Genomic DNA, 17,017 nt, shown 5'->3' with positions numbered 1-17,017 from the left:
CCGTGACTTCCCTGAGTTTCGTACGGCGTCCCTGGCGGCTGCTCGCGGAGGCGTCCGCGCTGCTGATCGCCGCGGTGGTCGCGTTTCCGCTGTACTGGATGGTGCTCAGCGCCTTCAAACCGGCCGGGGAGATCGAGTCGAGCGAGCCGCGGCCGTGGACGCTCGCGCCTTCCCTGGATTCCTTCCGGCGGGTCTTCGAGCAGAACGAATTCGGCCGTTACTTCCTCAACAGCCTTGTCGTCGCGTGCAGTGTCGTGATCGTCTCGGCGTTGATCGCGTTTCTCGCGGCGACCGCGGTGACCCGATTCCGGTTCCGCCTCCGGACCACCTTGCTGATCATGTTTCTGGTGGCCCAGATGGTCCCGGTGGAGGCCCTCACCATCCCCTTGTTCTTCCTCATGCGGGACTTCGGCCAACTGAACACGCTCGGCTCGCTGATCCTGCCGCACATCGCCTTCTCGCTGCCGTTCGCGATCTGGATGCTGCGGGGGTTTGTGAAGGCCGTTCCTCAGGCCCTGGAGGAGGCCGCGTACATCGACGGGGCGAGCCGGTCGCGATTCCTGTGGCAGATCCTTTTTCCGCTGGTCTTCCCGGGGCTCGTGGCCACGAGCGTGTTTTCCTTCATCTCGGCCTGGAACGACTTCCTGTTCGCCAAGTCCTTCATCATCAGCGACACCTCCCAGTCGACCCTCCCGATGGCCCTGCTCGTCTTCTACAAGCCGGACGAGCCGGACTGGGGCGGGGTGATGGCGGCCTCTACCGTGATGACCATTCCGGTACTGGTCTTCTTCGTACTCGTACAGCGGCGCCTGGTGTCCGGGCTCGGCGGCGCGGTCAAGGACTGAAGGGTCTGATCATTCATGGATCTCATTCCGGCACCTCGCCAGATGGAGCGGGCCACGGGCTTCTACGAACTCGGCGACGGCTTCGGGATCGAGGCCGGGCCGGGCACCGAGGACACCGCGCGCTGGCTGCGCACGACGCTCGGCGCGGCGACCGGGCTCGCGCTGCCGCCCAAGAAGGGGGATGAGTACGACGTCCTCCATCTGTCCGTCCGGCCAGGCCTCGACGCCGAGGAATACCGCCTCGCCATCGCCCCCCATGGCCTCCACATCCAGGGCGGCTCGCCCGCCGGTGTCTTCTGGGGCGCCCAGACGCTGCGCCAGCTCCTCGGCCCCGACGCCTTCCGGCGCGCACCCCTTTCCGACCGTACGTGGCGGCTGCCCCTGACGGAGATCCGGGACGCCCCCCGATTCCGCTGGCGCGGCCTCATGCTCGACGTGGCCCGGCACTTCATGCCCAAGGACGGAGTCCTGCGTTACCTCGACCTGCTGGCCGCCCACAAACTCAACGTCTTCCACTTCCATCTGACGGACGACCAGGGCTGGCGCATCGAGATCAAGAGGTACCCCCGGCTCACCGAGGTCGGCTCCTGGCGGGCGCGCACGAAATTCGGCCATCGGGCCTCGCCGCTCTGGGACGACAAGCCGCACGGTGGCTTCTACACCCAGGACGACATCCGCGAGATCGTCGCGTACGCCGCCGAGCGGCATATCACCGTCGTCCCCGAAATCGACGTACCGGGACACTCGCAGGCGGCCATCGCCGCGTATCCGGAACTCGGCAACTCCGACGTCATCACTGCATCCATTGAGGGGGGCGCCACCCTCTCCGTCTGGGACACCTGGGGGATCAATCCGAACGTACTCGCCCCCACCGACAACACCCTGCGCTTCTACGAGGGGGTCTTCGAGGAAGTCCTGGAGCTGTTCCCCTCGGAGTTCATTCACGTCGGGGGCGACGAATGCCTCAAGGACCAGTGGCGCCGGTCGCCCACCGCGCAGGCGCGCATCAGGGAACTCGGGCTGAAGGACGAGGACGAGCTCCAGGCGTGGTTCATCGGCCACTTCGACACCTGGCTCTCCGCGCGCGGGCGTCGGCTCATCGGCTGGGACGAGATCCTGGAGGGCGGCCTCGCGCAGGGGGCGACGGTGTCGTCCTGGCGCGGGTACGCCGGCGGCATCGCGGCGGCCCGCGCGGGCCACGACGTCGTCATGTGTCCCGAGCAGCAGGTGTACCTGGACCACCGTCAGGACGCGGGCGCCGACGAGCCGGTGCCGATCGGGTACGTGCGCACTCTGGAGGATGTCTATCGGTTCGAGCCCGTGCCCGCGGAGTTGACGCCGGACGAGGCCCGGCACGTGCTCGGTACGCAGGCCAACGTGTGGACCGAGGTGATGGAGGACCAGGCGCGCGTGGACTACCAGACGTTTCCGCGTCTCGCCGCCTTCGCCGAGGTGGCGTGGAGCCCGCTGCCCGCCCCGGCGGAACGGGACTTCGCCGAATTCGAGCGGCGGATGGCCGCCCATTACGGGCGACTTGACGCCCTCGGGGTGGCCTACCGGCCCCCGGCCGGACCGCGGCCGTGGCAGCGGCGCCCCGGTGTGCTCGGGCGACCGATCGACGGCCCGCCCCCGAACAGGTAATGGAAAAAACCGGCAAGGTGTCACCGAAGAGTGTCAATCGGCACGCACCGGTGATGCCGCACGAAAACGGACCATCTCCCCGATGAGGTGGGCGAATGCCTCCTAGCGGACCCCTGTCCTCGGGTCCTGCGAAGATGTGCCAGAGTTGCCACGTCCGCCCTGTCAGCACGTACCGTACGGCAACACAGGTGGGACCAGGTGGGGCAGCGGGAAGGGGCAGCCGGTTTGACCACGAGCGCACCGCAGGCGGCGCAGGCCGTCACGCTGCCCACGACGCTGGACGAAGCCGTGGCGGCGCTCACCGCCATGCCCGCCGCCGTGCCGGTGGCGGGCGGCACCGACCTCATGGCCGCCGTCAACTCCGGACAGCTCAGGCCCGCCGCGCTGGTCGGCCTCGGCCGGATCAGCGAGATCCGCGGCTGGCAGTACCAGGACGGTCACGCTCTGCTCGGCGCCGGCCTCACACACGCGCGTATGGGCCGCCCCGACTTCGCCGCCCTGATCCCGGCGCTCGCGGCCGCCGCGCGCGCCGCGGGCCCGCCGCAGATCCGCAACGCGGGCACCCTCGGCGGCAACATCGCCTCGGCGTCGCCGAACGGTGACGCGCTGCCGGTCCTCGCCGCCCTCGAAGCGACCCTGATCATCGCGGGCCCGGGCGGAGCCCGCCGGGAGATCCCGGTGTCGCACCTGCTGGCCGGCATGGAGATGCTGCGCGCCGGCGAACTCATCGGCTACGTGCGCGTGCCGCTGCTGCACGCCCCGCAGGTCTTCCTCAAGGCCACCGGCCGCACCGGCCCGGGGCGTTCGATGGCGTCCGTCGCGGTCGTGCTCGACCCCGCCCGGCGCGGAGTCAGGTGCGCCGTGGGCGCCATAGCGCCGATGCCGCTCAGGCCCCTGGAGGCCGAGCACTGGGTCGCCCAGCTGATCGACTGGGACAACAACCGCGCGATCGTCCCGGAGGCACTGCACGCCTTCGGGGAGTACGTCGCCGCGGCCTGCATCCCCGACCCGACCCCCGCCGAGGACGGGACCGTGACTCAGCATCCACCCGCCGTACTGCACCTGCGGCGCACCGTCGCCGCACTGGCCCGACGAGCACTGGGGAGGGCGCTGTCGTGACCGACGACCAGCACGGAGAGAGCGCACCCCAGGGCGCGGGCCGCTGGGACCCGCTGCCCCAGGGCGAGTACGACGACGGCGCCACCGCCTTCGTCAAGCTCCCCGAAGGGGGCATCGACGCCCTCCTGGCCTCCTCCGACAGCCCGCTCGCCGCGCCCGGCCACGGGTACGTGCCGCCGCAGATAACGTTCGCGCCGGGCTCGGCCCCGGGTGCCGACCCCGCGGCCACCGGTGGCTGGCCGGTCGCGGGCACGCCGGCTGAGAGTGCCCAGTGGCCCGACCCGAACGCCGCCCCGCAGGACACGGGCGGCGACCGGTTCACGTACAACCCCGGGGCCACCCAGCAGTGGAACTTCTCGGAGACCGCGGCAGGTCAGGCAGGCCAGGAGGCCGCCGCGGCGCCCGGTCACGACGTCACCGGACAGTGGTCGATTCCCGTCGCCGACGGTGACCTTCCGGACGAATCGGGCGAGTTCACCACGTCGTCGCTGGTCGAGCAGTGGGGCGGAACCCCTCCGGCCACGCTGCCGGGCGGCGCGCCCGCACCGTGGGCGACGCAGCCGACCGGCGAGCCGTGGGGGCAGCAGGCGCAGGCCGCTGCCGTGACCGGGGAAGCGGTGGGAACCGCGCCCGGACGGCCGACCGATGCCGGGCACGTTCCCGGAGAGCCCGGACAGCCGGGACGGCCCGGACCGCACACCGGTGACGAGCACGCCGGACACCACGGTGGCCGACCCGGCGAGCGGCTCGCCCCGAACTCGCACGAGCAGCCGCTCGCCTCGGCCGGGTTCGGCCCGGACGGGAACCAGCCCGCGGCGCCGGGTGCGGACGGGCACGCGCGCGTGGAGCCCGGTTCCGCCGAGGACTCCGCCGAAAGCGCTGCAGAGGCCGCACAGGCCGCTCCCGGGGCCGGTGAGGCCGTCACGGACGCCCAGAGCGCCACAGAGGCCGCTCAGGGCCCGGCAGAGGCTTCCGCGGAGAGCGCCCCCGCCGAGGGTGCTGACTCCGCCGCGGAGGCCACCGAGGAAGCCACGCAGGCCGCCTCCGACGACGTACCGGCGCCTCCCGGCGAGGAACACCCCCTCGCCTCCTACGTCCTGCGCGTCAACGGCGTCGACCGGCCCGTCTCGGACGCCTGGATCGGCGAGTCGCTGCTCTACGTGCTGCGCGAGCGGCTCGGGCTCGCGGGCGCCAAGGACGGCTGCTCGCAGGGCGAGTGCGGGGCCTGCAACGTGCAGGTCGACGGACGGCTCGTCGCGTCCTGCCTGGTGCCCGCCGTGACCGCCGCCGGCAGCGAGGTCCGCACCGTCGAGGGCCTGGCCGCCGACGGGCAGCCCTCCGACGTGCAGCGCGCGCTCGCGCGATGCGGCGCCGTGCAGTGCGGCTTCTGCGTGCCGGGCATGGCGATGACCGTGCACGACCTGCTGGAGGGCAACCCGGCGCCGAGCGAGCTGGAGACCCGCCAGGCGCTGTGCGGCAACCTGTGCCGCTGCTCCGGCTACCGGGGCGTGGTGGAGGCCGTCAAGGAGGTCGTCGCCGAACGCGAGGCACAGTCGGCGTCCGACGAGCCCGAACAGGACGGCGACGAGCCGCGTATCCCTCATCAGGCGGGCCCGGGAGCCGGCGGGGTCAACCCGTCGGCGTTCGAGCCACGCGGTGCCAGGGGACCGCATGACCAGGCGTACGGACAGGACGGAGGCCAGGCGTGAGCAACGAAGCCGCCACCGCGACCACAGCCGCGGAGGCAGCCCCCGCCCCCGATCAGATCCCGCACGGCCTCGGCGCCTCCCTGCCGGCCGCCGACGCGCGCGCCAAGACAGAGGGCACCTTCCCGTACGCGGCCGACCTGTGGGCCGAGGGCCTGCTGTGGGCGGCCGTGCTGCGCTCGCCGCACCCGCACGCACGCATCACGTCCATCGACACCTCCCACGCGCGCGAGATGCCCGGCGTACGGGCCGTCGTCACGCACGAGGACGTGCCGGGCAGCCCGCTGCTCGGCCGCGGCAAGGCCGACCGCCCCGTCTTCGCCTCCGAGGTCGTACGCCACCACGGCGAGCCCATCGCCGCGGTCGCCGCCGACCACCCCGACACCGCGCGCCTGGCCGCCGCGGCCGTCATCGTCGAGTACGAGGTACTCGACCCGGTGACCGACCCCGAGCAGGCCTTCGAGGCCGAGCCGCTGCACCCCGACGGCAACCTGATCCGCCACATCCCGCTGCGCCACGGCGACCCAGACGCGGCCGGCGACATCGTGGTCGAGGGCCTGTACCGCATCGGCCGCCAGGACCCGGCCCCCATCGGCGCCGAGGCAGGCCTCGCCGTACCGCGCCCCGACGGCGGCGTGGAGCTCTACCTGGCCTCGACCGACCCGCACACCGACCGCGACCGGGCCGCCGCCTGCTACGGCCTGGAACCCGAGCGCGTCAAGGTCGTCGTCACCGGCGTCCCCGGCGCCACCGCCGACCGCGAGGACCAGGGCTTCCAGCTCCCGCTCGGCCTGCTCGCGCTGAAGACCGGCTGCCCGGTGAAGCTGACGGCCACGCGCGAGGAGTCCTTCCTGGGCCACACGCACCGGCACCCCACCCTGCTCCGGTACCGCCACCACGCGGACGCCGAGGGCAAGCTGGTCAAGGTCGAGGCGCAGATCCTGCTGGACGCGGGCGCCTACGCCGACACGTCCTCCGACGCCCTGGCCGCCGCGGTCGCCTTCGCCTGCGGCCCGTACGTCGTCCCGAACGCCTTCATCGAGGGCTGGGCCGTACGCACCAACAACCCTCCCTCCGGGCACGTGCGCGGTGAGGGCGCCATGCAGGTGTGCGCCGCGTACGAGGCGCAGATGGACAAGCTGGCCAAGAAGCTCGGCGTGGACCCGGCGGAGCTGCGCCTGCGCAACGCCCTGGCCACCGGCGACGTACTCCCGACGGGGCAGACCGTGACCTGCCCGGCCCCCGTGGCGGAACTGCTCCAGGCCGTACGGGACTACCCGCTCCCCGCCCTCCCCAAGGACACGCCCGAGGACGAGTGGCTGCTGCCCGGCGGCCCCGAGGGTGCGGGCGAACCGGGTGCCGTGCGGCGCGGCGTGGGCTACGGCCTCGGCATGGTGCACATGCTCGGCGCCGAGGGCGCGGACGAGGTCTCCACGGCGACCGTGAAGGTCCACGACGGTGTCGCGACCGTGCTGTGCGCTGCGGTGGAGACCGGCCAGGGCTTCACCACGCTGGCCCGGCAGATCGTCCAGGAGACCCTCGGCATCGACGAGGTGCACGTGGCGCCCGTCGACACCGACCAGCCCCCGGCGGGCGCGGGCTGTCGCGGCCGTCACACCTGGGTGTCGGGCGGTGCGGTGGAGCGGGCGGCCAAGATGGTCCGTACGCAGCTGCTGCAGCCCCTGGCGCACAAATTCGGCATGTCCACCGAGCTGCTCCAGATCACCGACGGCAAGATCACCTCGTACGACGGCGTCCTGTCGACCACCGTCACCGAGGCGCTGGACGGCAAGGAACTGTGGGCGACGGCCCAGTGCCGCCCGCACCCGACCGAGCCGCTGAACGACACCGGCCAGGGCGACGCCTTCGTGGGCATGTCCTTCTGCGCGATCCGCGCGGTCGTCGATGTCGACATCGAACTGGGCTCGGTACGCGTGGTCGAGCTGGCGCTCGCGCAGGACGTCGGCCGGGTGCTGAACCCGGCCCAGCTGGAGGCGCGCATCGAGGCGGGCGTGACGCAGGGCGTGGGCATAGCGCTCACGGAGAACCTGCGCTCGGCACGCGGCCTGATCCGCCACCCCGACCTGACCGGCTATTCGCTGCCGACGGCCCTGGACGCCCCCGACATCCGGATCGTGAAGCTGGTCGAGGAGCGGGACGTGGTCGCGCCGTTCGGCGCGAAGGCGGTGAGCGCGGTGCCGGTGGTGACCTCGCCGGCGGCCATCGCGTCGGCCGTACGCGCCGCGACGGGCCGCCCGGTGAACCGCCTGCCGATCCGTCCGCAGGCGGCGGTGGTGACGGGGCAGTGAGCCTGCCCACGCTGCCCCGCCGACTGTTCTGATGGACGGGGTCGTCCTGGTCACTGGTGTGATGGCGGCCGGGAAGTCGACGGTCGCCCAGGCGCTGGCGGAGAGGCTGACGAGGGCCGCGCATGTGCGTGGGGACGTGTTCCGGCGGATGATCGTCTCGGGGCGCGTGGAGTACGAACCCGGAGCCTCGGACGGCGACGGCGACGACGAGGGCGAGGCTCAACTCCGGCTGCGGTACCGATTGTCGGCCGCGGCGGCGGACGCGTACGCGGAGGCCGGGTTCACGGCGATCGTGCAGGACGTGGTGCTGGGTGCGGACCTGGCGGCGTACGTACAGCTCGTGCGCACGCGTCCGCTGTACGTGGTCGTCCTGGCGCCGAGCGCCGCGGCCGTGGCGGCGCGGGAGGCCGGGCGGGCCAAGACGGGCTACGGAGCCTGGACGGTCGAGCGGTTGGACGGGGAGCTGCGGGCGCGGACGCCGCGGATCGGGCTGTGGGTGGACTCCTCGGAGCTGACCGTGGGGGAGACGGTGGAGGCGATTCTCGCCGGGCGGGAACGCGCGAGGGTGGGTTGAGCGTCTTACTGATGTGAAGCGCTGTCAGTGGTCGTGCTGATTCGGTGTGTTGTCGGTGGTCGTGCCGATCCGGGGGCGTTGTCAGTGGTGGCGCGTAGTGTTCTGGGCAGTGGGGACGGCAGCCGGGTCCGGCGGACCGGACGGTCGGCCGTGTCCTGCCCGGGGCGGTGAGCAAGCGCATGCGGGGGAGCCATGAGCACGACGATCACGACTCGCGCCGGTGATACGGCGATCATCCTGACGGAGACCGAACTGGATCCGTACGTCACGCACGCGTCGACGCGGCGATGGCTGACGGGACCCGGACTGCCGTGCGACAGCGGTGTGTTGAGCTTCGCCGAGCTGTGCCGCGAGGGCCTGCGGACGGTGGCGGACTCGACGGGCGGCCCGGTCGACCGGCTGGCCGCGGAGCTGCGGGACCAGCTGGTGATAGGCGGACTGCTGGGCCCCGGCGCCCTGGAGACGGAGTCGGTCCTGCTGGACGGCGCGACGGGTGAGATCTCGACGACGCACTTCCTGTACGACCGCCCCGACCTGATGGACCGCCGCCCCCTGGCCCCGTCCCTGCGCACGCTGGTCCGCTTCGCGGAGGCCACGGACGAACTGGCTGGCCTGCGCGGCCAGTTCGCCTCCTATGTCGGCCGGTACGGCCCGAAGGCGGTCGCGGAGGCCTCCCGGCACCTGTTGACGGTGTTCGAGGAGGGCGCGGACGGCGAGCCGGCTCCGTTCTGGAAGATGGCGGCCCTGATCCGCCCGCTCGCGCTCGTGGCGGGCCGGGCCGGAGAGTCGGGGCTGGCCCTGGACCTGCCGCGGCGCCTCCTGGATCAGGAGTTCGGCGCACGCAAGATGGTGCGCTTCGAGGAGGTCGACTTCCCCACCACGCTCACGCACGAGCCGACCCGCCGCTTCCTGCGCGAGGTCGGGCTGCCGGAGGACGGCTACCTGTTCTCCCTCGACCTCGACACGGACGTCCCGCTGCCGACGCTGGCCGAGTACTACGCCGACGTCGACCCCTCGGCCGAACTTCCCTACCGGGCCGACCACTTGATACGCCTCGGCCACCTCGTGGAGGACAACAGCCTGGTGGTCGACGGCGCGACGGGGGCGGTCCTGAACTGGAGCGAGCCCGAGGCGCGGCTGTTCCCCCTGAACACCGACGTCTCTACTCTCGCCTTCACGCTCTGGCTGCTCCACCGCGAGCAGGCGATCGACGAGGAGTCCGGCCACGAGCTGACGACCGACACCTACGACCAACTGGCCATGACGATGCTCCAGGTCCTGTCGACGGTCGACCCGACCGGCGTCGCCGCGGCGGGTCGGGACGGCCGGCACTACTGGACGGAGGCGTTCCGGGACGTGGCGAGTGGGGTGCTGGAGTCGGTGGGCGGCGTGCGGTGAGCCGACCCGGGGATGGCGGATGGGCGACGGGGGATGGCGACCGTAGGGACGACATCACCGTCCGCCCGGCCGAACCCGGCGAGTTGGCGGCCGTCGCCGGACTCCGCTGGCAGTGGATCCTCGAGAACGACGGGGCCGCACCGGCAGCCGTCGATCGCGAGGAGTTCGTACGCCACTTCGTCGCCTGGGCTGGGCAGAACGCCTCGTCGCACCGCTGCATGGTCCTGGTCCGCGATGCGGAGACCACCGGGGTCACAGAGATCCTCGGCATGGCCTGGCTGGCGGTCGTCCACCGCGTCCCGACGCCGCATGCGCTGCACCGGGCGTCCGGTGACCTGCAGTGCGTGTACGTCGTCCCTGAGGCGCGCGACGCGGGGCTGGGCGGCCGGCTGATCACCGAGACGCTGGCCGGGGCGAAGGACCTCGGGCTGGAGCGGGTCACCGTCCACTCCTCACCCCGGGCGATCCCGGCGTACATCCGCCAGGGCTTCACTGAGTCGCCGCGTCTCCTCCAGGCCCACGTGGCGCGGACGACGCCGTACCCCTGAGACCGGCCGGCCCTCTACTTCTGGCCGCCGGCCTCAGGGACAGGAGTGGTCAGGAGGACTTGGCGGTCGCGCGGCGGCGGCGTACGGCCATGACCAGGACACCGCCGAGGGCCGCCGTGGCGGCTGCGGCGCCGGCGAGGAGCGGGGTGCCGTCGGAGCCGGTGCTGGCGAGGTTGCCGTCGACGGAGCCGGTGCCGCCGGTCGTGGTGCCCGTGGAGGTGGAGCCGGTGCTGCCCGAGCCGCCGGCGCTGCCGGTGCCGCCGGTGGACTGGCCGTCGGGGTCGTTGCCGTTCCCGCCGCTGGAGGAGCCACCGTCCGTCGAGCCGCCGCCGGTGCTGGAGCCGCCGGAGGTGGAGGGGCCGGGCTCGTAGTCGGTGGGGATTTCGATGCGGATCTGGGCCTTGTCGTTGGCGGGGTTCTTGTCGAACTTCGGGTGGATGTCGTAGACGGAGGTCGCCTTCACCTCGCCGGTGGTGGTCTTGGCGTCGTCCTTGATCTCCAGCATGAAGGTGAAGGAGAGGGTCTCACCGGCATCGATGGTGGCGTCGGCGGGCCAGCAGACGTACTTGGCCTTGCGCGGCGTCCCACCGGGCCCGGACGGCCCGTCGATCCCGAACGGTGCGCACTCCTTGGGCACCTCGGCGGCGACCGTGCCCTTCGGGATCTGCACCATGAGCGCGGTCAGGTCGTCGCTCTCCTGGTTCTGGATCCAGCCGGGGCCGTCGTTGCGGAGCTTCACCGTGACGGACTGCTTGTCGCCCGCGAGCGCCTCGGTGTCGTCACCGACGGCGACGAGGTCGGCCGAGCTGTCCGCGGTCAGGGTCAGCCGCCGGTGACTGTCGTCGAATCCCTCGCCCGGGGCCTCGCCGGTGGGGCCGGTGCCGTACTGGACGGCCTCCATCAGCGCGTTCGGCAGCGCCTTGAACCGGACGGGCGTCTCGACGGAGGCGCCGGGTTCGATGACGGTGTCGAGCTCGCAGAGCGCCTGCCTGACCTGGTCCTCGATGGTCGAGTAGGTGCAGCCCTGCACGTTCTCGGGGAAGTCGAGCCCTCGGGTCAGCCGGACCCGGAAGGTGATGCCGTTCGCGGCCGCGGTGCCCTTGTTGGTGACGACGACGGACTCGTCGTACACCTCACCGGGCTTGGGAGACGTGGGCGGCAGATTCGAGATCACCAGGGAGGGCTGTCCCTCCTCGGCCTGCGCCGCGGGCGCGGCGGCCACGGGAACGGCCGCGGCGATCGCGGCAGCGGCCACGAAGGCGGCCGAGGTACGGAGGTGCGGGCGCATGTGCTGACGCACTGTGGGTCTCCTCGTCCAAACAGGAAGCACGGCGACCGGAGCTTTGCCGTCCAGTCATGTTCTGGACATCTGGAGGGGGCTGAGGGTTGTGCTGCCGTTTGAGGAGAAGGGAGGGAGAAGGGAGGGAGAAGGGGGAGAGGAAGAAGAGGGGGATGCGCGGGACGAGGCGATCCCCTCGCGGCTTGGACCGCTCGGGGCCTGCATCCCTCGGGCACACGGCCGACCACCCGCCAGTGGTCGGCCGTAGCGCTGTTCTGGAGGCCGTGGCGGGAATCGAACCCACGTAACTCGCTTTGCAGGTTTGTCCGGGCTGGTCAGGGCACGATTCGGGTGCGTCCACTGGCGTTCATTCTCGTACGGACGGCCGGATTGCCGGGGCAGGCGAACGGTCCTGGACGGCCTCGTACGGCGATGAATGAGACGGGAACTGAGACGGTAGGAGCCAGCCCCTTGACCAGACCTGCGGCCGCGCGAGGATTGGCGCATGTCACGCGACAGGTTCCACAAGGACGACGAACGCCCCGCTACCAGGGCCCTGCGACCGTCGTCTTCCCCGACGGCCGTGAAGTCGCCGTGCACACCTCCCTCGTGTTCCGCCTGGACCCAGCCACCGTTCCCGACTTCAGTTACGACCGGCACAGTACGTGGGCGGGCAGCGTCACCCTGGCTGGGGACGACGATGTTGATCTCTTCGACGCAGCTCCCGGCATTCTGCGCCTTCCCGATGGGTGAGAGGGCGAGTTCATGGCCACCAGCGGTACACGGGAAAGCGGCTGCTCAGGACTCGGCCCCGCTCCTTTCGGCTGAAGCAGGTAGCCGCCACGCGTGCATCTTCACGCAACTCGTTCTCGCGAGGCTGACCCCAACACGCTTTCCGACTGTCCGCATGCTTTTGCGGGGCGTCCGTGAGGGTTCACACGGCACCGTCCCTACACACCCACGCCCCGAGGAGCCTTGGAGAAGCCCGACCCGCGCGTCGGGCCTCCACCATGCCCGCCCGGCAGCCAACAACCAGAACTCCCACCTCATGGCGATCACGCCAGCTCAGCCATCGGAAGCGAAACGGCGAGGCTAGTTCCTAGCTGCTTGCCGTGCCTCCCGCTTGTGCTTCGGGCAGCGTCCCCGTTCGTTAGCTCGGGACACCGGGGGATGGGGCAGGGCGTACGGGGCACCTCCTGACCGTCGTCCCACTCCTCACAGACTTGTCGGGCGTACGCTCGGCGCACATGTTCCGAGGATTGCGCCCCCTCTCACCTCTGCGCGCGGAACTTGACCACTCACTCTCTTGCGCTGTCATACCTAATGGATGGCATATTCGGAACAAAATCGCGCAGGGCGAGGGGGGAGAGTCGTGACGCCGGAGCCAGACAATGATTCCAAGCTCAACAAGTTCCAGATATGGGTCGGCATAGCTGCGGCAGCTTTGGCGATCCTAGGGTTCTTCGGAATCACCAAGTTCACCGACGTATGGGACTTTCTTTTTCCGGGCCCGGCGAGAACTCCGAAGGAGACCGATACCGGCGGCCCTTCCGGCCCCCAAAGCGATCCCCCAGGCGGTCCTCCCGCAACTGAATCCTCAAGTAGTCAGCCCATTTCCCTCAAGGCTAAGTACGTACAGGAGGCCGATCGTGTTTGCGAGAAGTGGTATAAGGAGTCGGGGAAGCTCGACAACTCCACCCCGAACCTAAAATTCTTCAACGATCTGATCAGCATCACAACAAGCCTGGCAAACGAATGGGCGGCTCTAACGCCACCACCGGGCGATGAGGATGAAATCAACGAATTAATTGAGAAGCCAAATAGGGATGTGGAGGCATTCAGGGCTGCCAGGGATCGATGGCTGGAAGGAGACCCTGAATGGTCAGATGAGCTAGACAAGCGAGAAGCAGAAGAGAGTTCAAGTCAAAGGCGGGCCAGTGCCCGTAAGTACGGATTCCGCGTGTGCTGGTGATCAAGACCAACCCTGTTCCCACATCATGCGGCTGCTTGAATGCGCGGACCAGGCTTAGCTCCCTCCTGGTTGCCAATGATGAAGGCAGAGCCGTGTCTAGGGTCTTCCGGTTTGGTTTCAAGTCTGGAAACCCAAATGTGGACGGAAGACTGCTGTTGGGTACGCCAGCGGACACGGGGCGGCTCCCTCCGGGGCGCTGCCCATTCGTTTGCTTGGTCAAGGAAGTTGAGGCCGTGACCGGATTCGAACCGGCGTAGGCCGCTTTGCAGGTTTGTCCGGAGCCGCTCACCAGGTGCACCGGACCTTTCGCGCCGCGCTCAACGAGGCTGTGCGGCGGGGGCATCTCGGCAAGAACCCGGTGCTGTTGGCCAAGGCGCCGAAGACGGGGGATTACGAGGTAGAGCCCTACACCGTCCAAGAGGTACAGCGGCTGTTGAAGGCTGCTGACCAGCACCGCAACTCCGCACGGTGGGCCGTCGCCCTCGCGCTCGGTCTGCGTCAAGGTGAGGTGCTGGGCTTGCAGTGGGTGGACGTGGACCTTGACGGTGGATTCCTCGTAGTCCGCCGTAGCCGTCACCGGCCGCAATACGCCCACGGATGCTCCGAGCCCTGCGGACGCAAGGCCGCCGGGTATTGCCCGCAGAAGCGACGGACTAACCCGGAGTTGACCGTCACCAAGTCGCGGGCCGGCCGCCGTGCGGTCGGTCTCCCTGAACAGCTCGTTGACCTACTCCGTGCGCACCTGAAGGCGCAGGAAGCGGAGAGGGAGGCGGCCGGGAAACGCTGGGAGGAGAATGGCCTGGTCTTCCCGGATGAGCACGGCCGAAGCCCCTCCCACCGCCGGGACTGGGCAGAGTGGAAGGCCCTGCTGGCAGAGGCGACCGTCCGTGACGGGCGCCTGCACGACGCGCGCCACACGGCCGCCACGGTCCTGCTCATCCTCGGCGTACCCGAGCGGGCCGTCATGAGCCTCATGGGATGGTCCACCACGGCCATGGCCGCGCGGTATCAGCACATGGTCGACAGCGTCCGCAGCAACGTCGCAAGGCAGGTTGACGGGCTCATTTGGGAGTCGGGCACTGAGGGGCCGGACGATGATGATGATGGGCTTGCGGGAGGCCTTGTGCGGATGGGCTGAGCTAAGACGCTGTTGTCGTTCCGATCTTGAGGGGTGTGTGTCGAACAGGAGTCTCGATCGGGTGATCGGCTTCGGCTGTGGGCATGAGAACAGGGCCTCTTGGTAGCTCGGGGTTGCGAAGCCGACCGAGACCCAGGAGACCCGACGAGCCCTACCGCCTACCACCGCAGACCGCGGAGCTTGTGGCCTACCTCGAACTGCGCGAAGGGCGAACCGCTCGTCGCTCCGCGATCATCAGATCCCTGTGGCCTGACAAGGCGGAGCGCCTCGGGCGGCGCAGGCTGAGCCGACTGCTGTGGCGGGTGAACGAGGCCGCACGCACCCCGGGAGTTGGTGATCGCGGAGGGCGAGACCGTACGCATCTCGGAAGTGCTCGCGAGCGACTGGCAGCAGGCACACGATGCTCTCGCCCACCCGGACTGGCCGCACACGCCATCCCTCACCAACGATCTCGAACTGCTGCAGCTCCCTCTGTTGGTCGACGTGCATTCGCCATGGATTGAGGAACATCAAAGGACGTGGGATCAGCGCAGGTTCTATGCCCTGCGTGAAGCGGGCGAGATCCTGCTGTCCGGCGAGCGACTGCGGGAAGCCGTCGAGATCGCGGAGCTCCTGGTCACGTGGGAACCGCTTGACGAGCCCAGCCATCTTCTTCTGATACGTGCCCACCTGAAGCTGGGCGCCCCGGGAAGATCCACGGAGTTGTACCAAGATTCCGGCGCCGCCTGCGGAAGGAGCTCGGAGTCGAGCCCGCGTTCGAGCTCGCGCATGTGACATCTCTGGCCGGATGATCATGGCTTGGCCGGCATGGGCCTGGACGCCTACGTAATAGGCGGACCAGCTGTCATGGATCCGGTCAAGGTCAACTCTGCGCCACCCGCATTCTTCTATCGGCCCGCGGCGCCAGCGCCACCCGGCTGACGAAGTGGCTGGCCAACCGAAAGGTCCGCAATCTCGCTGCTCAGGCGCTGAACCGGTGGGGCGCGAGCAAGCCGAACGCGCTGTCCTTCGAGCGCGTCGCCGAGGTCACTCCGTTCTGCAATGACGAGATCCTCTACGTTGGCGACCGCGTCGACAACGACCTTCGCCCGGCCGTCGCCCCGGGCATGCACGCCGCGCTGGTCCACCGTGGCCCTTGGGCGACGATCCAGTGGCGAAGCGAGGAAGCCGAGAAGCTCCCCACCTTCCGAGTGGAGAGCCCTGTGTGTACCGGGTTTTGTGCTGAAAGCCTCAGGTTTCACTCAACTGCGCTTACGTCGAACAGAGTTGCCACCTAGGGTCGGTGATCGACGGCCTGTTCGGTCGTTTTCACCGAGGAAATCAGGGGGAATCACGTGCGCCTCGCGCCCAGGATCATCACAGCCGGCTGCGCCGCCGTCGTACTCACCGGCATAGGCATCGCACCCGCGTCGGCGGACACACGCGAGGGGGTCGGTCCCCTGGTGTGTCCGCCGGACCGGGGATACGACTTCTCCGGCAGCCACAACTACTACAGGGACATGGAACCCCGATCCGGAGGTGATAGCGGTACGACAATCAGCATCACCTTCCACAAGGGAAAGACGACGACGTCCACCGTGGGCGGATCAATCTCGGGCGAAGCGAAGGTGGTCTTCGCCAAGGCGGAGGCGCAGTTCGACTACCATTTCGCGTGGCAGTGGACGAACAGCTCGACCTACACGTGGTCGTGGAAGGTGCCGGACACGATGAGGCATGGTTACCTTCACGCGGGTGTGAAGGTCAAGTACACGAAGTGGAACTACAACGAGACGCGGCCCGACTGCACCACCAGGGTGATACGCAGCGGAGAAGCGCGGCTGGTCTACGAGGGTCGCGAAACCTGGCACGGAACGAACTGATGCGCAGAACACGTCTGGCCGTACTGCCGGTCATCGTCGTCCTGGCCGCCGGGTGCAGCGAGAACGCCGCACCCCGCCCGGCCCCCACCTCCACCGAGTCGGCCGTCCCACGGGTGTCCGATCCGGACCACCCCGACGGCGGTGAAAAGAAACCTGGCCGCCTCGGACCCGGTACGGTCAAACTGCCTGTATCTGCCGACCGGATTGCCGAACTCGGCGTGCGCTACACCTGCCTCGGACCCGCAGGGGGTCTCGTGGTCCGTAACGGGACGGCGCTGAATGCCGACGTCGGCGACTGCCACGACGACGCCACGTACGGCGCCAGCATCAAGGCGAAGGATCTGAACGGCCGAAAGTTCGGCAGTGAGATCACCGTCACGGTCGACAAGCGGACGAGGTGGCGTATGTCCGTGGACATCACCGACAAGGACGGTGTGAGACAGACCGTCCACAGCTGACGCCATGGCGAAGCCCCCGTGAGCATCCACCCAACGCGGGGCAGGCCGGAGCCTCCAACAAACCCGGGGTGGCTCTGTATCTGTCAACCGGCTTGATACAGCCTGCGGTTGCGCTGTTCATCGGTGAGTATGACGCGCCAGACGTGGTCGGCTAGAGGTTGTCCCGTATGG

The 17,017-nt window shown here is 69.6% G+C and carries 13 protein-coding genes and 2 pseudogenes; 14 read left to right on the top strand and 1 reads right to left on the bottom strand.

What is annotated here, in order from left to right:
- Positions 1 to 11: 11 nt before the first annotated feature.
- From ABD932_RS29580 to ABD932_RS29545, 8 genes are all read left to right on the top strand, one after another.
- Positions 12 to 845, top strand: coding sequence for a carbohydrate ABC transporter permease (locus ABD932_RS29580; RefSeq protein WP_425587534.1), 834 nt, complete (start codon positions 12 to 14; stop codon positions 843 to 845).
- 15 nt (positions 846 to 860) lie between these two features.
- Positions 861 to 2,486, top strand: coding sequence for a beta-N-acetylhexosaminidase (locus ABD932_RS29575; protein ID WP_345017171.1), 1,626 nt, complete (start codon positions 861 to 863; stop codon positions 2,484 to 2,486).
- Positions 2,487 to 2,711: 225 nt separating this feature from the next.
- Positions 2,712 to 3,605, top strand: a complete 894-nt coding sequence (locus ABD932_RS29570; protein ID WP_126392596.1) for an FAD binding domain-containing protein — start codon at positions 2,712 to 2,714, stop codon at positions 3,603 to 3,605.
- Positions 3,602 to 5,314, top strand: coding sequence for a 2Fe-2S iron-sulfur cluster-binding protein (locus ABD932_RS29565; protein WP_345017168.1), 1,713 nt, complete (start codon positions 3,602 to 3,604; stop codon positions 5,312 to 5,314). The genes ABD932_RS29570 and ABD932_RS29565 overlap by 4 nt, the downstream gene beginning before the upstream one ends.
- Entirely contained in the window at positions 5,311 to 7,620 is a 2,310-nt protein-coding gene (locus tag ABD932_RS29560; RefSeq protein WP_345017166.1) for a xanthine dehydrogenase family protein molybdopterin-binding subunit, read from the top strand. Before ABD932_RS29565 ends, ABD932_RS29560 begins: the two co-directional genes overlap by 4 nt.
- Positions 7,621 to 7,651: 31 nt before the next feature.
- Positions 7,652 to 8,194: an AAA family ATPase gene (locus ABD932_RS29555; RefSeq protein ID WP_345017164.1), complete on the top strand. Its 543-nt coding sequence runs from the start codon at positions 7,652 to 7,654 to the stop codon at positions 8,192 to 8,194.
- A 192-nt stretch (positions 8,195 to 8,386) separates the two neighbouring features.
- Positions 8,387 to 9,592, top strand: a complete 1,206-nt coding sequence (locus ABD932_RS29550) for an SUKH-4 family immunity protein (protein WP_345017162.1) — start codon at positions 8,387 to 8,389, stop codon at positions 9,590 to 9,592.
- Positions 9,589 to 10,140 (top strand): GNAT family N-acetyltransferase, encoded by a 552-nt coding sequence (locus tag ABD932_RS29545; protein WP_345017160.1) that lies wholly within the window; start codon positions 9,589 to 9,591, stop codon positions 10,138 to 10,140. Before ABD932_RS29550 ends, ABD932_RS29545 begins: the two co-directional genes overlap by 4 nt.
- A gap of 49 nt (positions 10,141 to 10,189) precedes the next feature.
- Here ABD932_RS29545 and ABD932_RS29540 read toward each other — a convergent pair whose 3' ends face one another.
- The gene (locus tag ABD932_RS29540) at positions 10,190 to 11,440 is read right to left on the bottom strand and encodes an LPXTG cell wall anchor domain-containing protein (RefSeq protein ID WP_345017158.1); all 1,251 of its coding nucleotides are present in this window, start codon (positions 11,438 to 11,440) and stop codon (positions 10,190 to 10,192) included.
- A 1,351-nt stretch (positions 11,441 to 12,791) separates the two neighbouring features.
- Here ABD932_RS29540 and ABD932_RS29535 point away from each other — a divergent pair.
- The 6 genes and pseudogenes from ABD932_RS29535 (at position 12,792) to ABD932_RS29510 (ending at position 16,846) form a co-directional block, all read left to right on the top strand.
- A complete protein-coding gene (locus ABD932_RS29535; RefSeq protein ID WP_345017156.1) occupies positions 12,792 to 13,391 on the top strand; it encodes a hypothetical protein in 600 nt (199 codons plus the stop codon).
- Between the two features lie 283 nt (positions 13,392 to 13,674).
- Positions 13,675 to 14,529, top strand: a pseudogene (locus ABD932_RS29530) (tyrosine-type recombinase/integrase); the annotation flags it as partial.
- A 333-nt stretch (positions 14,530 to 14,862) separates the two neighbouring features.
- Complete coding sequence (locus ABD932_RS29525; protein WP_345017154.1) at positions 14,863 to 15,303, top strand: bacterial transcriptional activator domain-containing protein; 441 nt, start codon at positions 14,863 to 14,865, stop codon at positions 15,301 to 15,303.
- Positions 15,304 to 15,506: 203 nt separating this feature from the next.
- Positions 15,507 to 15,806 (top strand): annotated as a pseudogene (locus tag ABD932_RS29520) (HAD family hydrolase); the annotation flags it as partial.
- A gap of 57 nt (positions 15,807 to 15,863) precedes the next feature.
- Positions 15,864 to 16,388 carry a hypothetical protein gene (locus tag ABD932_RS29515; RefSeq protein ID WP_345017152.1) on the top strand — a complete coding sequence of 175 codons (525 nt, stop codon included), beginning with the start codon at positions 15,864 to 15,866 and terminating at the stop codon, positions 16,386 to 16,388.
- Positions 16,388 to 16,846, top strand: coding sequence for a hypothetical protein (locus ABD932_RS29510; RefSeq protein ID WP_217206513.1), 459 nt, complete (start codon positions 16,388 to 16,390; stop codon positions 16,844 to 16,846). Before ABD932_RS29515 ends, ABD932_RS29510 begins: the two co-directional genes overlap by 1 nt.
- Positions 16,847 to 17,017: the final 171 nt, after the last annotated feature.

Source organism: Streptomyces shaanxiensis, assembly GCF_039537145.1.
GTDB classification, from domain to species: domain Bacteria; phylum Actinomycetota; class Actinomycetes; order Streptomycetales; family Streptomycetaceae; genus Streptomyces; species Streptomyces shaanxiensis.
This window is presented reverse-complemented; position numbering and strand designations above follow the sequence as displayed.